This is a genomic window from Kluyvera fluvialis (assembly GCF_059725275.1).
Window position 1 is genome coordinate 298,042 of record NZ_AP046142.1, and the last position, 14,606, is coordinate 312,647.

Here is a 14,606-nt window from a genome sequence, read left to right on the forward strand (position 1 = left end):
AAGCTACAATAACTCAGATTCATTTTTGCTGAGATAAGAGAATGGCATTCTACAGTTCTGGGGTTGAGTACGGCATCCATAGCTTGATGTGTATGGTGGACAGCAAGGGCGACGCTCGCGATATGAGCGTGCGTGAAATCGCCGAGCTGCAAAGTGTGCCTTACGACTATTTGGCCAAAATCTTTACTCGCTTGTCGAAAGCTGGCCTGGTGCGCAGTATCGAAGGCAAGGGCGGCGGTTTCCAGTTGGCGAAACCGGCAGAACACATCACGGTGCTGGATGTCGTCAACGCCATTGATGGCGATAAACGCATTTTCGAATGCCGCGAGATTCGCCAGCGATTGGCCGTTTTTGACGAGCAGCCGCCGCAGTGGGCGTGTGAAGGCATTTGCGGTGTGCGCTCAGTGATGGACATGGCGCAGCAGCGTATGGAAGAAGCGCTAGGCCAGCATACGATTTTGGATTTGGCGCGCAAGATGTACCGCAAAGCGCCGGATACCTTCGTGATAGAAGTGCAGGAATGGATTGCCGAACGTAAAGGCTAAAAAAAACGCCTGCATAAGCAGGCGTTTCACGATGTCCGATGTGGCGTGGATTTACTCTTCTTCGTCGTCGCGCAGTGGGACAATCAGCATGTCAACGTGAACGGTGTTGATCAACTGACGTGCAGACGACATCAGCTTGCTCCAGAAGTCCTGGTGATGACCACAAACCACCAGATCCATATCGTATTTCTTAATTGCATCTACCAGAACCTGGCCGAGATCGCCGCTGCCGCTCAGGGTTTCAGTGATGGGATAGCCTGCGCCAGTCGATAGCTCGCTCAGCGCGTGGTGAGTCTCCTCGGAGATACGTTTTTGCATATCACCCAGATTTACGTCGATAAGGCCGGTGTAGAGGTCTGAATAATTCACATCAACGTGAATTAGTGAGACTTTCGCATTGTAGGGGCGAGCCATTGATACTGCTTTTTCAACCAGAACTTTGCTTTCTGGTGAAAGGTCGACGGCAATAAGAATGTGTTTGTAAGCCATAGTGTTACTCCTTCCATAAAGTTGTCGATGACCATTGGACCAGACAGCTCTTGTGCTGTCCCTTGCCCGCGTCCTGCGTGCTGAATGCGCGGGGTTTGCCCTTAAGGACCTAATTGTAGAAGATATTTCTACATTATAGTGGCCTTGGCGCGCCGTCAATGCATCCGTTTCCTCAATAAGTTAAACAAATTTTCCTGTCTTACGTATTGATAACGATTAACCTTGTGGTAAAAAATTTAACTGATCTCCTACACTATTAAATGAGCCGATCGAATAAATAAACGTGATCGGTATCGCACTCTTTTACTGAGCCGTGGGTTGGATATTGGGGAGCGGTATGTCCTGGAGGGCTTTCTTCGAGGACTGGTCGCCGGGGAGGAGTTATGATCAGCACAATTGCGCTGTTTTTGGCCCTGTGTGTCGTTTGTGTAGTGAATATGGCGCGTTACTTTTCATCATTACGTGCGTTATTGGTGGTACTGCGTGGTTGCGATCCCTTGCTTTATCAGTATGTTGATGGCGGTGGTTTTTTCACCTCTCACGGTCAACCAAGCAAGCAGATGCGTTTAGTCTGGTATATCTACGGTCAGCGCTACCGTGACCATCACGATGACGAGTTTATTCGCCGCTGTGAACGTGTGCGCCGTCAGTTTATTTTGACTAGCTCACTGTGTGGATTGGTGTTGATAAGCTTAATTGCCCTGATGATTTGGCACTGAGTAAAAAAAAACGGGCCAGTGACCTGACCCGTTTTATGTTCTTAACGCGCGAGCTTAGATAAGCTTCAGCGCCAGCCAGTACAGCACACCTGACAGCAGAATAGATGCTGGCAGAGTGAAGACCCAGGCCATCAGAATGTTGGTGACGGTTTTTCTTTGCAGACCACCGCCATCCACAACCATTGTCCCCGCTACGGAAGACGACAGGACGTGAGTGGTGGATACCGGCATCCCGGTATAGCTTGCCAGGCCGATGGACACCGCAGAGGTCATCTGCGCAGCCATACCCTGTGCGTAGGTCATGCCTTTCTTACCGATTTTCTCACCGATAGTTGTTGCCACACGACGCCAGCCGATCATCGTACCAATGCCTAACGCCAGCGCAACGGCCATGATAATCCAGATTGGCGCGTACTCGATGGTGCTCAGCATGTCGGTTTTCAGCTTCTTCAGAAGGCGCTGATCGTCGGCATTCACTTCCTGCATCTTCGCCACTTTATCGGTGGTATCAGAGATGCAGAGCATGATACGGCGCAACTGACCACGTTCTTCAACGGACAGCTTGTCGTAGCTTTCAATGCCGGTCAGCATCATTTTTGCACGGTCAAGCGCATTGATGGTGTTAGACGGGTGACAGTGGAACTCAACCGCTTCCATCGCTTCAGGCGTTAATTGCTCAGCGCTGTTCGCCACTTTTTGCAGCAGCTCAGGACGTTGCTGGAAGAAGGTTTCAACGTTGTTGACCGCGTCACGAGTACGAGTGATTTCGTAACCGGAAGCGTTCATGTTGACCACGAAACCTGCCGGAGCAACACCAATCAGTACCAGCATGACCAGACCAATGCCTTTCTGACCATCGTTCGCACCGTGGGAGAATGCCACGCCAATTGCGGAGAGGATCAGGGCGATACGCGTCCAGAATGGCGGCTTTTTCTTACCGTCTTTCTTTTCACGTTCGGCAGGCGTCAGGTGGATACGAGCACGTTTTTTCGTACCGCTCCAGTAACGACGCAGCAGGAAAATCAGGCCACCTGCAACAACCAGACCCACGATTGGCGACACGATTAACGACGCGAAAATGTTAATCACTTTCGGAATGTTAAGGGCGTCAACCACTGACGTGCCGGTCATCAGCGCATTGGTTAAACCAATACCGATAATCGCGCCAATCAGCGTGTGGGAACTGGACGCTGGCAGACCGAAATACCAGGTGCCGAGGTTCCAGATAATAGCAGCCAACAACATGGAAAAGACCATGGCGAGGCCGTGCGCGGAGCCCATATTGAGCAGAAGATCCGTCGGCAACATATGCACAATCGCATAGGCTACACTCAGACCGCCCAACAGAACGCCGAGGAAGTTAAAGATTGCCGCCATTGCTACAGCAAGCTGCGAACGCATGGCGCGAGTATAAATAACGGTAGCAACTGCGTTGGCCGTATCGTGGAAACCGTTAATGGCTTCGTAAAATAGAACAAACACAAGTGCCAGAACTAACAACAGCCCGGTATGTAAATCCAGACCAGCAAACAAATGTAACATAGGACGTTACGCCATTTTGAGGACATGAACGCGCGGCATTATCAGGGACATTGGCAGCGCGGGCAAAGTGAAATCTCTATTTTTTTTGATATTTATCCGTATTCGGTTAAAGGTTGAAAATAATTAATCACGGTGAATCAATCGGATAAGTCGGCTTTGCGGATTTTTCACTGGTATGACTTCCATGAAAAATTTACAATTCCCGACAATACCTATGTTGAGGATAGTGCGTGGAAAGGTTTGATGCCATTGTAGTAGGCGCCGGGGCGGCAGGAATGTTTTGTGCAGCGATGGCCGGGCAGGCAGGCCGCCGAGTTTTGTTGCTGGATAACGGTAAAAAACCGGGGCGTAAAATCCTCATGTCCGGCGGTGGTCGCTGTAATTTCACTAATCTTTATGTCGAACCTGCGGCTTATTTGAGCCAGAACCCGCATTTTTGCAAATCTGCATTGGCGCGTTACACCCAATGGGACTTTATCGACATGGTCGGCAAGCACGGTATTGCCTGGCATGAGAAGACCCTGGGGCAGCTTTTCTGCGATGACTCCGCCGAGCAGATTGTCGCGATGCTGGTGGCGGAGTGCGAAAAGGGCAATGTCACCACGCGTCTGCGAAGTGAAATCCTGAGCGTCAGCCGCGATGAAAGCGGCTATACCCTTGAGCTGAACGGCGACACGGTAGCGGCGGATAAACTGGTGATCGCCAGTGGTGGCCTGTCGATGCCCGGCCTGGGCGCGTCGCCTTTTGGCTATAAAATTGCAGAGCAGTTTGGCCTCAACGTGCTGCCGACACGCGCCGGATTAGTCCCGTTTACGTTGCACAAACCGATGCTCGAACAGCTACAAGTGCTGTCTGGCGTTTCCGTGCCGTCGGTGATGACCGCGCAAGACGGCACGGTATTTCGCGAAAGTCTGCTTTTCACCCACCGTGGCCTGTCTGGCCCAGCAGTGCTACAAATTTCCAGCTATTGGCAAGCGGGGGAGTTCGTTAGCATTAATCTGCTGCCTGATGTTGACCTCGCCGAGTTCCTCGATGCACAGCGCGCAGAGCACCCGAATCAGAGCCTGAAAAATACGTTGGCGATGCATCTGCCGAAACGGCTGGTCGAATGCCTGCAACAGTTAGGGCAGATTCCTGATGTGACGCTGAAACAGCTCAACGTTCGCGAGCAGCAAACGTTAGTTGATACGTTAACTAATTGGCGCGTGCAGCCGAACGGCACGGAAGGTTATCGCACGGCGGAAGTGACCCTCGGCGGCGTAGACACCAACGAACTGTCATCCCGTACTATGGAAGCGAAAAAAGCACCCGGCCTGTATTTCATTGGTGAAGTGATGGACGTGACCGGTTGGCTGGGCGGCTACAACTTCCAGTGGGCATGGTCGAGTGCCTGGGCCTGTGCGCAGGCGCTGGCGGAGTAAACGGTTACTTTTCCTCGCTAAACAGCCGCAGCAACGTTTCTACCTGTTCGTCGAGCGGCGCTAAGTCCTGCTTGACGATCAGATGCAGCGGTGTGGCGCGCCGTACGCCGTGGCTCAGCGGCAGGGGTTTTAACACGCCTTGCGCCAGCGCGCTTTGAATACGCTCCTCTGGCAGCCAGCCATAACCTACCTGATACATCACCGCTTCTATTGCCGCATCGATGGTTGAGAACGTCCACGCATCGCGTCCGGCCTGACGGCCACTGTCACTATCGGCGATGCGGATGAGTGGCCACGGTCGGAGTTGCTCATCGCTGAGCGGCCCTTCAAGGCGAAAGATAGGATGGTCACGATGCGCAACGGCGACGAAATCAATGTTCATTAACCACTCTCCGCGTCCGGTAATGTCCTGACGGCGTGTCAGCACCATCACGTCAGCCTCGGCGTGAATGGCATCATCATGAGGCGCGTTTTCCAGCACTTCGGTCAGCCTGACTTGGGTTTGTGGATAGCGCTGCTGAAACTGACGCAAAATCGCAAACAGCCGTTCACGCGGGAAAATAGTATCAACCACTAAGTCCAATTGGGTGCGCATCCCTTCGCGTAGCGTTGTGGCGCGGCTTTCTACCCACGCAAAGGCCTTGAGCAGGGGTTTTACCTGGCTCAGTAGAAGTTCGCCCGCAGGGGTTAATACCGCCCGACGGCCTTCGGGGACGAGTAACGCCACGCCCAGCCGTTCTTGCAGCAAAGACAGGTTGTAACTTACCGATGACTGGCTGCGGTGGGTGTTTTCGGCGGCTTTTGCAAAGCTGCCCAGCTCCACCACTTTCTCCAGTAATGCCCATTGTTCCAGCGTTGTCTTATGCATTATTAATTCAAAAAGTAGATGAATTTCATTAAAACATAGCGTTATTCATTTATTTTTTAAAGCAATAAGATCTCCGCATCGACACAAGGAGATTTAATGATGAGTAACTTTGATAAACATGATTTGAGCGGTTTTGTGGGCAAACATCTGGTTTATACCTACGATAATGGCTGGAATTACGAAATTTATGTCAAAAATGAGCGGACGCTGGATTACCGTATTCACAGCGGGATTGTGGCAAATCGTTGGGTTAAAGATCAGCAGGCTTATATTGTTCGGGTGGGTGAAAGCATCTACAAAATTTCGTGGACAGAACCCACCGGTACGGATGTGAGCCTTATCGTCAATCTGGGCGATAAACTGTTCCACGGGACTATTTTCTTCCCGCGCTGGGTTATCAACAACCCAGAAAAAACGGTCTGCTTCCAGAATGAGCATATCCCACTGATGAACGCTTATCGCGATGCTGGCCCAGCGTATCCAACCGAAGTTATTGATGAATTTGCGACAATTACTTTTGTTCGCGACTGTGGATCGAATAATAACAGTGTTATTGACTGTGCTGCGAGTGAATTACCGAAAGATTTTCCGGCTAATTTACGCTGAGTTTTACGCCGCACAGTACCTATTATTTATTACACTAAAATTCAACGAACGTTAAAATCGCCTTAAAATAAAGTCTTTGTTTAGGCAGCGTTGAATAATGTGAACCAACGCCCAGTTAGGATGTAAACTGGGCTTTTTTACGTGGCAATTAATTGATATTTATTGGTTTTATAAAGTATTGATTTTGTTTATTAACCATTTATTGTGCCCATCCTCTTTTCTTTCTTAATCTTATCCTAAGATTACATTGATAGTTTTACTGCAATTGAATGTTGCAGGTTCAAACATCGCGTATATCCATTCCTGATTTTCACAAAACAACTATCGAATAGTTAATTCACGAGTCAGGCGTGCTCATTTGAGTAACAGGGTAAGGAACCATCATGAGTGATTTTCTGCCGTTTTCCCGCCCTTCTATGGGGGAGGCGGAATTCGCAGCGCTGAAAGAGGTGCTGCAATCCGGTTGGATTACCACCGGGCCGAAAAACCAGGCGCTGGAAGAGGCATTCTGCGCCCTGACGGATAACCGTTTCGCCATCGCCGTTAGCTCAGCCACCGGTGGGATGCACGTGACGCTGATGGCGCTGGGCATTGGCCCTGGCGATGAAGTGATCACCCCTTCCCAAACGTGGGTTTCTACCCTCAACATGATAGTGCTTCTGGGCGCAACGCCGGTGATGATTGATGTAGACCGCGATAACCTGATGATCACCCCAGAAGCGGTTGAAGCGGCGATTACACCACGCACCAAAGCCATTATCCCAGTGCATTATGCGGGCGCTCCGGCGGATATCGACGGTATTCGCGCGGTCGCAGAGCGCCACGGTATCCCGATGATTGAAGATGCAGCACATGCGGCGGGCACTTACTACAAAGGGCAGCACGTTGGGGCGAAAGGCACGGCGATTTTCTCGTTTCATGCCATCAAGAACATGACCAGTGCGGAAGGCGGGCTGATTGTCACCGATGACGAGCAACTGGCGAACCGCATTCGCAGCCTTAAATTCCACGGCCTGGGCGTTGATGCCTATGACCGCCAGACCCACGGCCGCGCCCCACAGGCAGAGGTGATTAGCCCTGGGTTTAAATACAACCTTGCTGACATTAACGCCGCGCTGGCACTGGTGCAGCTTGGCAAACTTGGCCAGGCTAACCAACGCCGCAGCGACATTGCCGCGCGCTATACCCGTGAGCTGGCGGATACCCCGTTCGAGCCACTGGCGATTCCAGCGTGGTCACATCTGCACGCCTGGCATCTGTTTATCATCCGCGTTGATGAAACGCGCTGCGGCATTAGCCGCGATGCGCTGATGGAACAGCTTAAAGCCAAAGGCATCGGCACTGGGCTGCACTTCCGTGCGGCCCATACGCAGAAATATTACCGCGAGCGCTTCCCTGAACTTTCATTACCGAATACCGAATGGAACAGCGCGCGTATTTGCTCATTACCTCTTTTCCCGGATATGACCGATGACGACACCTCCCGTGTCATTACGGCGCTCCATCAGTTAGTAGGGCGTTGATATGTTTGAGTACCCGTTAGTAAAAAAAGTCTCCGTCGTTATTCCCGTTTATAACGAACAAGATAGCCTGCCAGAGCTGATTCGCCGTACCGATGCCGCCTGTGCGCTCCTGAATCGCGACTATGAAATTCTGCTGGTGGATGACGGCAGCAGCGATGACTCCGCGCAGATGTTGGTGTCAGCGGCAGAAGCCCCTGACAGCCATGTTGTGGCGGTACTGTTGAACCGTAACTACGGCCAGCACTCGGCGATTATGGCAGGGTTTAGCCATGTGACGGGCGACCTCATCATCACCCTGGATGCTGACTTGCAAAACCCGCCGGAAGAGATCCCGCGTTTGGTCGAAAAGGCCGACGAAGGTTACGACGTGGTCGGCACGGTGCGCCAGAATCGCCAGGACAGTATCTTCCGTAAAACGGCGTCGAAGATGATTAACCGCTTGATCCAACGTACCACCGGTAAAGCGATGGGCGATTACGGCTGTATGCTGCGCGCCTACCGTCGCCACATCGTCGATGCGATGCTCAATTGCCACGAACGCAGCACGTTTATCCCGATTTTAGCCAACACCTTTGCCCGCCGCACGGTGGAAATCCCCGTGCTGCACGCCGAACGTGAATTTGGTGACTCAAAATACAGCTTCATGCGCCTGATTAACCTGATGTACGACCTGGTGACTTGCTTAACCACCACGCCGCTGCGTTTGCTCAGCGTCGTCGGTAGCGTTATCGCCGTATTGGGTTTTGCCTTCTCCATTTTGTTAGTGCTGCTGCGACTGGCGCTTGGCGCGGAATGGGCGGGCGATGGGGTGTTCATGCTGTTCGCCATTCTGTTCATGTTTATCGGGGCCCAGTTTATTGGCATGGGCCTGCTTGGGGAGTACATCGGCCGCATCTACAACGATGTGCGCGCCCGTCCCCGTTACTTTATTCAACGTGTTGTTCGCCAACATAATCTGGTTTCTGAAGAGGAAAATCGTTAATGAAAGCTGTTGTATTTGCCTATCACGACATGGGGTGCACTGGTATTCAGGCGCTGTTAGACGCCGGATACGACATCGAGGCGATCTTCACTCACCCGGATAACGCCGGGGAAAATAACTTCTTTGGTTCAGTGGCCCGCCTGGCTGCGGAGCAGGGCATCACCGTGTATGCGCCGGAAGATGTGAACCATCCGCTGTGGGTTGACCGCATCCGTGCCATGGCTCCAGACGTGATTTTCTCGTTCTACTATCGCAACCTGCTGAGCGACGACATTCTGAGTATTGCGCCGAAAGGAGCGTTCAACCTGCATGGTTCGCTGCTGCCGAAATATCGTGGCCGCGCACCGCTGAACTGGGTGCTGGTCAACGGTGAAAAAGAGACGGGTGTAACCCTGCACCGCATGACTCATCGCGCTGATGCCGGTGACATTGTGGCTCAACAAGCCGTCGCCATTGCTGACACTGACGTGGCGCTGACGCTGCACCGCAAGCTGTGTACCGCAGCACAAACGCTGCTGAATGATGCGCTGGTGAAAATTCGCAGTGGGCAAACCGACGAACGCGTACAGGATCATTCTCAAGCGACCTATGTGGGGCGTCGCACGCCAGAAGACGGGCGTTTAGAGTGGGAAAAACCTGCAACAGCGCTGCATAACCTGGTCCGTGCGGTGAGCGATCCGTGGCCTGGCGCATATGGCTTTGTGGGGACGAGCAAATTTATCGTCTGGAAATCTCGCGTACGCACCGACATGCCAGCCGCAAAACCCGGCACTGTGCTGTCTGTTGCTCCATTGGTGGTGGCTTGTGGTGAAGGCGCGCTGGAAATCGTCACCGGCCAAAGCGGCAACGGCGTATATATGCAGGGTGCTCAACTGGCTCCGGCAATGGGGCTGGTTCCTGGCGCGTTGCTCTCCAGCCGCCCATTTGCTGCCGTTAAACGCCGCACTCGCGTATTGATTCTGGGGGTGAACGGCTTTATCGGTAACCACCTGACCGAACGCCTGCTAAAAGATGATAACTACGAAATTTACGGTCTGGATATTGGCTCTGATGCGATTAGCCGCTTCCTCGACTGCCCGCGTTTCCACTTTGTGGAAGGTGATATCAGCATTCACTCCGAATGGATTGAGTACCACATTAAGAAATGCGACGTGGTGCTGCCGCTGGTCGCCATTGCGACGCCTATCGAATACACCCGTAACCCGCTGCGCGTATTTGAGCTGGATTTCGAAGAAAACCTGAAGATTATTCGCGACTGTGTGAAGTACAACAAACGCATTATCTTCCCGTCCACCTCCGAAGTGTACGGTATGTGTACCGACGCCAACTTTGATGAAGACACCTCGAATCTGGTGGTGGGGCCAATCAATAAACAGCGCTGGATTTACTCTGTTTCCAAACAACTGTTGGATCGCGTTATCTGGGCTTACGGCGACAAAACTGGGCTGAAGTTCACTCTGTTCCGTCCGTTTAACTGGATGGGGCCGCGTCTGGACAACCTGAACGCCGCGCGTATCGGTAGCTCTCGCGCCATTACGCAGCTGATCCTCAACCTGGTGGAAGGGTCGCCAATCAAACTTATCGAAGGCGGCAAACAGAAACGCTGCTTTACGGATATTAGCGACGGGATCGAAGCGCTGTTCCGCATCATCGAAAATAAAGATGGCCGCTGCGATGGGCAGATTATCAACATCGGTAACCCGGAAAACGAAGCGAGCATCAAAGAGCTGGCAGAGATGCTGCTCGACTGCTTCGAACGCCACCCGCTGCGCGACCGCTTCCCGCCGTTTGCCGGTTTCCGCGACGTTGAAAGTAGCGATTACTACGGTAAAGGCTACCAGGACGTTGAACACCGCAAGCCAAGCATTCGTAACGCCAAACGTTGCCTTGACTGGCAGCCAACGGTGGAAATGCAGCAAACGGTTGAAGAGACGCTGGACTTCTTCCTGCGCACGGTTGAACTGACGGACGACAAGGCATCATGAGAAAAGTCGGTTTGCGCGTTGATGTGGACACCTTTCGCGGCACGCGCGAAGGGGTTCCGCGCCTAATGTCGGTGCTGAAAAAGCACCGCGTGCAGGCCAGCTTCTTTTTCAGTGTCGGGCCGGACAATATGGGACGTCACCTGTGGCGTCTGGTAAAACCGAAGTTCTTGTGGAAGATGCTGCGTTCGCGCGCAGCCTCGCTGTACGGCTGGGATATTCTGCTGGCCGGTACGGCCTGGCCTGGTCGGCGTATCGGCGCGGCGAATGCGGAGATCATCCGCAGCGTCGCGCAGGTGCATGAAGTGGGGCTGCACTCCTGGGATCACCATCGCTGGCAGCAGTGGAGCGGGGTGTGGAATGAGCAACAGCTGATTGACGAAATAGGCCGTGGCCTGAGCGAGCTGGAGGCCATTTTGGGGCGTCCGGTTTCTTGCTCTGCGGTGGCGGGCTGGCGCGCTGACCAACGGGTGGTGAAGGCCAAAGAGTCGTTCGATTTTCTCTACAACAGCGATTGTCGTGGCTCGCAGCCGTTTCGCCCGCAGCTCAACAACGGCGAACTGGCAACCGTGCAAATCCCCGTGACATTGCCAACCTGGGATGAAGCGGTGGGTCAGGTCGTCAGTGCGGAAGGTTTCAACCGCTGGCTGCTGGAGCAGATTCGCCAGGATACTGGTACGCCGGTGTATACCATTCATGCTGAAGTCGAAGGCGGTATTTACGCCGAGCAGTTTGATTATCTGCTGACGCAGGCTGCGCAGCAGGAAATCCAGTTTTGCCCACTAAGCCAGCTTCTCCCGGATGACTTCCGTCAGTTGCCGGTTGGGAAGGTGGTGCGTGGAGAGATGGCTGGCCGTGAAGGCTGGCTTGGTTGCCAACAACTTTTGAGCCCCGATGTATGAAATCCCTCCGCTATGGAATTTCGTTAGTTGCATTGTTCGTTCTCTACTATTTGGTTCCCCTTAATTTCCGGCTGCTATGGCAGCCGGACGAAACGCGTTATGCGGAAATCAGCCGTGAGATGCTGGCGTCCGGGGATTGGGTCGTGCCGCATTTTCTTGGGCTGCGCTATTTTGAAAAGCCGATTGCCGGGTATTGGATTAACAGCATCGGCCAGTGGCTTTTCGGTCACAACAACTTTGCTGTGCGCTTTGGCGTGGTGTTCTCCATCACTGTCTCTGCGCTGCTGGTGGTGTGGCTGGCGTGGAAAATCTGGCGCGACCGCAAAGTGGCGCTGCTCTCTGGGGTGATTTTCCTCACCGCGTTCCTGGTTTACGGTATTGGCTCGTACGCGGTGCTCGATCCAATGATTACCCTGTGGATGACGCTGGCGATGTTCAGCTTCTGGGTGGCGGCGCAAGCCACCGAGAAGCGGGGTAAATTCGTCGGCTATCTGTTGCTGGGTGTTGCCTGCGGCATGGGTGTTATGACCAAAGGCTTTCTCGCGCTGGCAGTGCCCGTCATTGGCGTACTGCCGTGGGTGATAAGCCAAAAACGCTGGCGAGAAGTGCTGATCTGGGGCTGGCTGTCCGTGCTGGTGTGTGTGCTGACCGTGTTGCCGTGGGGGTTGGCGATTGCCGCGCGTGAAGGTGATTTCTGGCGTTATTTCTTCTGGGTTGAGCATATTCAGCGTTTTGCCCAGAGCGATGCCCAACACAAAGCGCCGTTCTGGTATTACATCCCGTTCCTGATTGCCGGTAGCCTGCCGTGGCTGGCGCTGCTGCCCGGTGCGCTGAAGTTCGGCTGGCGCGATCGCGGTGATAAGCGCAGCGCGCTGTATCTGTTGGGCTGGGTTGTCATGCCGTTCCTGTTTTTCAGTATCGCGAAAGGCAAACTGCCCACTTACATTCTGCCGTGCTTTGCTCCGCTGGCCATGCTGATGGCGCGCTACGCCGTTGACGCCGCGAAAACCAGTGTGCGCGTGCTGCGTGCGAACGGGGTCATCAACATTGTATTTGGTGTTGTCGGCCTGATTGCCGTGCTGGTGGTGTCGCCGTGGGGGCCGATGAAGCATCCGGTATGGATGCAAATCGAGCTGTATAAATGCATGTTGGCGGCGGTGGCGTTTTTTGTCTGGGCGCTAATGGGCTGGCTGTCTATCAAGCAAGATGCTCAACGCTGGGTGCTGGCGGCGTGCTGCCCGCTTGGGTTGGCGCTGCTGGTCGGGTTTGCGATCCCCGACCGAGTGACCGACAGCAAACAGCCGCAGTTCCTGGTGGATATTGTGAGCGAGTCGCTGACGCCCAGCCGCTATGTGCTGAGCAACAGTGTGGGGGTTGCCGCTGGGCTGGCGTGGGAACTGAAACGCGATGACATCATGTTGTACTCCCAGAAAGGGGAGCTAAAATATGGCCTCTCTTATCCCGATGCGCAAAACCGCTTTGTGTCGAATGCCGACTTCCCGCAATGGCTGGAGGCGCATCGTCAGCAGGGGCCGATTTCCCTGATCCTGCTACTGCCGCGTGACATTCGGGTGGCCGATCTCCCGCTTCCTAAACCTGATGAGGTGTATGTGATGGGCCGCACCGCGTTTATTCAGTACCGTCCGCAATGATCACCTGGGCCTGTCTGCTGCTCGCCAGCTTGCTGAGCTGCGGCGGGCAACTGTGTCAAAAACAGGCCACGCGCCCGGCTGCGCAAGGGCGGCGTGGTCGCCATTTGTTGATCTGGCTTGGTCTGGCGTTGGCGCTACTGGGGCTGGGAATGCTGCTATGGCTATTGGTGTTGCAGCAGATTCCGGTCGGCATTGCTTATCCAATGCTTAGCCTGAACTTTGTGTGGGTGACGCTGGCGGCGCGCACTTTCTGGCATGAGCCGGTGGGCCGCCGCCATTGGGCTGGCGTGGCGTTGATTATCGTCGGCATTATGTTACTGGGGAGCAGCGTCTGATGGGGCTTGTCTGGGCATTAATGAGCGTGGTGCTGGTGAGCGCCGCCCAGCTAACGCTGCGCGCGGCGATGACGACATTGCCGTCGGCGGAACAGCCATTGGCCTTGTTGCTGCATCTGCTGCATTTCGGTGACGGCACACTGGCGCTGCTGCTGGGGTTATTGGGCTATGTGGCCTCTATGGCCTGTTGGTTCTTCGCTTTGCAGCGCCTGCCGCTGGCAAAAGCCTACGCCTTACTGAGCCTGAGTTACATGATAGTCTGGCTGGCGGCTATTTGGCTGCCGGGCTGGCATGAACCGTTCTCGTGGCGCGGTCTGTTGGGGGTTGCCGTCATTATCGCCGGGGTGATAACCATCTTCTGGCCGACAAAAAAAACCGCTCCTTCGTTGCCAAAGTAAACGCTCTTATATTGCGGCTAAAAAAACGGCCTCTGGCGTTATCACGCGAGAGGCCGTTTCATCATCACGCTAAATCAGTTGATGACCAGGGTGTTGATGATTGTTTCTGCTTCGGTCTGCGCTTTCTGCTGGTTATCCGCTGGCAGCGTGACTTGCAGAGTTAACAGCTTGTCTTCGATTTTGCCGAGCACGACAGAAGAATAAGCAGTCTGCCCTTTGGCAGAGATAATGCTGTCGAGCTGTTGCAGCGTGTGGCCTTTGATCTCAATAGCTTTATTGGTCACCACTTGCAGTTGTGGGTCACGGTTGCGCTGTTGGTCTTCCAGGCGTTTTGTCATTACGGCTAAATCTTCATTGGTGCTGTCGCCAACGATAACGATGACCGCTTTCTGGCCGGTGGCATCAGAGTAGACGTGCATGTTGTTGCTTTGAGTACCCAGCTTGCCGCTTTGGTCGGTCATACCGGCAGGCAGCGTGAAGCTTAGCTTGCCGTCTAACAGGCTGATTGCCTGTCCGGTTGCATCGCTAGCGGCGGCTAAACCCTGTGCTGGAGTGCTGTTGTCGCTGTTGTCGCAGGCTGCAAGCCCCATCACCAGCAGGCCAATACCAGCATATTTCACCAATTTGCGCATTGACATCTTC

15 protein-coding genes are annotated in these 14,606 nt (G+C 53.7%); 11 read left to right on the plus strand and 4 right to left on the minus strand.

The window, feature by feature from the left end; translation table 11 throughout:
* The first annotated feature begins 41 nt into the window (after positions 1–41).
* Positions 42–545, plus strand: coding sequence for an RrF2 family transcriptional regulator (locus AC6I4B_RS01390; protein WP_497768947.1), 504 nt, complete (start codon positions 42–44; stop codon positions 543–545).
* A 51-nt stretch (positions 546–596) separates the two neighbouring features.
* Here the strand turns inward: AC6I4B_RS01390 and uspA are convergent, their stop codons facing one another.
* The gene (uspA, locus tag AC6I4B_RS01395; RefSeq protein ID WP_035894835.1) at positions 597–1,034 is read right to left on the minus strand and encodes a universal stress protein UspA; all 438 of its coding nucleotides are present in this window, start codon (positions 1,032–1,034) and stop codon (positions 597–599) included.
* Positions 1,035–1,417: 383 nt separating this feature from the next.
* Here uspA and uspB point away from each other — a divergent pair, with 383 nt between their 5' ends.
* On the plus strand, positions 1,418–1,753 hold the full coding sequence (gene uspB, locus AC6I4B_RS01400; RefSeq protein WP_497768949.1) for a universal stress protein UspB: 336 nt from the start codon (positions 1,418–1,420) through the stop codon (positions 1,751–1,753).
* 54 nt (positions 1,754–1,807) lie between these two features.
* Here the strand turns inward: uspB and pitA are convergent, their stop codons facing one another.
* Positions 1,808–3,295, minus strand: coding sequence for an inorganic phosphate transporter PitA (gene pitA, locus AC6I4B_RS01405; protein WP_497768950.1), 1,488 nt, complete (start codon positions 3,293–3,295; stop codon positions 1,808–1,810).
* A 230-nt stretch (positions 3,296–3,525) separates the two neighbouring features.
* On the opposite strand from pitA, the gene AC6I4B_RS01410 reads away from it, so the two are divergent.
* Positions 3,526–4,716, plus strand: a complete 1,191-nt coding sequence (locus AC6I4B_RS01410; RefSeq protein ID WP_497768952.1) for a BaiN/RdsA family NAD(P)/FAD-dependent oxidoreductase — start codon at positions 3,526–3,528, stop codon at positions 4,714–4,716.
* A 4-nt stretch (positions 4,717–4,720) separates the two neighbouring features.
* Here AC6I4B_RS01410 and AC6I4B_RS01415 read toward each other — a convergent pair whose 3' ends face one another.
* The gene (locus AC6I4B_RS01415) at positions 4,721–5,584 is read right to left on the minus strand and encodes a LysR family transcriptional regulator (RefSeq protein WP_497768953.1); all 864 of its coding nucleotides are present in this window, start codon (positions 5,582–5,584) and stop codon (positions 4,721–4,723) included.
* Positions 5,585–5,680: 96 nt separating this feature from the next.
* Between AC6I4B_RS01415 and AC6I4B_RS01420 the strand changes: the two genes are divergently transcribed.
* The 8 genes from AC6I4B_RS01420 to arnF all read left to right on the plus strand — a co-directional run bounded on the left by AC6I4B_RS01420 (position 5,681) and on the right by arnF (position 13,964).
* Entirely contained in the window at positions 5,681–6,190 is a 510-nt protein-coding gene (locus AC6I4B_RS01420; RefSeq protein ID WP_497768955.1) for a phenolic acid decarboxylase, read from the plus strand.
* Positions 6,191–6,573: 383 nt separating this feature from the next.
* On the plus strand, positions 6,574–7,713 hold the full coding sequence (gene arnB / locus AC6I4B_RS01425) for a UDP-4-amino-4-deoxy-L-arabinose aminotransferase (protein ID WP_497768956.1): 1,140 nt from the start codon (positions 6,574–6,576) through the stop codon (positions 7,711–7,713).
* Between the two features lies 1 nt (position 7,714).
* The gene (gene arnC, locus AC6I4B_RS01430) at positions 7,715–8,695 is read left to right on the plus strand and encodes an undecaprenyl-phosphate 4-deoxy-4-formamido-L-arabinose transferase (RefSeq protein WP_497768958.1); all 981 of its coding nucleotides are present in this window, start codon (positions 7,715–7,717) and stop codon (positions 8,693–8,695) included.
* Positions 8,695–10,680: a bifunctional UDP-4-amino-4-deoxy-L-arabinose formyltransferase/UDP-glucuronic acid oxidase ArnA gene (gene arnA / locus AC6I4B_RS01435; RefSeq protein WP_497768959.1), complete on the plus strand. Its 1,986-nt coding sequence runs from the start codon at positions 8,695–8,697 to the stop codon at positions 10,678–10,680. The genes arnC and arnA overlap by 1 nt, the downstream gene beginning before the upstream one ends.
* Positions 10,677–11,579: a 4-deoxy-4-formamido-L-arabinose-phosphoundecaprenol deformylase gene (gene arnD / locus AC6I4B_RS01440; RefSeq protein ID WP_497768961.1), complete on the plus strand. Its 903-nt coding sequence runs from the start codon at positions 10,677–10,679 to the stop codon at positions 11,577–11,579. The genes arnA and arnD overlap by 4 nt, the downstream gene beginning before the upstream one ends.
* Positions 11,576–13,231 carry a lipid IV(A) 4-amino-4-deoxy-L-arabinosyltransferase gene (gene arnT / locus AC6I4B_RS01445; RefSeq protein WP_497768962.1) on the plus strand — a complete coding sequence of 552 codons (1,656 nt, stop codon included), beginning with the start codon at positions 11,576–11,578 and terminating at the stop codon, positions 13,229–13,231. The genes arnD and arnT overlap by 4 nt, the downstream gene beginning before the upstream one ends.
* Positions 13,228–13,566: a 4-amino-4-deoxy-L-arabinose-phosphoundecaprenol flippase subunit ArnE gene (gene arnE / locus AC6I4B_RS01450; RefSeq protein WP_497768964.1), complete on the plus strand. Its 339-nt coding sequence runs from the start codon at positions 13,228–13,230 to the stop codon at positions 13,564–13,566. Before arnT ends, arnE begins: the two co-directional genes overlap by 4 nt.
* A complete protein-coding gene (gene arnF, locus AC6I4B_RS01455; RefSeq protein WP_497768965.1) occupies positions 13,566–13,964 on the plus strand; it encodes a 4-amino-4-deoxy-L-arabinose-phosphoundecaprenol flippase subunit ArnF in 399 nt (132 codons plus the stop codon). Before arnE ends, arnF begins: the two co-directional genes overlap by 1 nt.
* A gap of 74 nt (positions 13,965–14,038) precedes the next feature.
* On the opposite strand, the gene AC6I4B_RS01460 is transcribed toward arnF, so the two are convergent.
* Entirely contained in the window at positions 14,039–14,596 is a 558-nt protein-coding gene (locus AC6I4B_RS01460) for a DcrB family lipoprotein (RefSeq protein ID WP_497768967.1), read from the minus strand.
* Positions 14,597–14,606 lie beyond the last annotated feature (10 nt).